1 protein-coding gene is annotated in these 263 nt (G+C 49.8%); it reads left to right on the forward strand.

Translation table 11 applies throughout. From position 1 onward, the window contains the following. Window positions 1-263 (forward strand): hypothetical protein (locus SAZ04_RS22320; protein WP_431309057.1); only part of this gene is annotated, 263 nt, incomplete at both ends.

Consider the following 263-nt stretch of genomic DNA (forward strand, 5'->3'; position numbering starts at 1 on the left):
GAATGAATCCCATGCCCTGCCACTCGCTTTTCACCTGTACCGGAAGTACAATAGTGTTGAAGAATTGAGGAAACGACTGGTCTTCACCAATCATACCCCGGAGCCCGGTGGTAATGAAAAGACTCACCTGTCGCTGCTGGAGAAACTGGGTTATTTCCATGGGATTCCACAGCATGAAATAAAGGAACTTACAGGAGTAGGAAATGAAGTGCTGGATCATACCCTGACCGCCCTGCGGCTTGCAGGAAGGGCGAATGGGGTTT

This window comes from Halalkalibacter lacteus (assembly GCF_036663595.1).
Classification (GTDB): Bacteria; Bacillota; Bacilli; order Bacillales; family Bacillaceae_D; genus Halalkalibacter; species Halalkalibacter lacteus.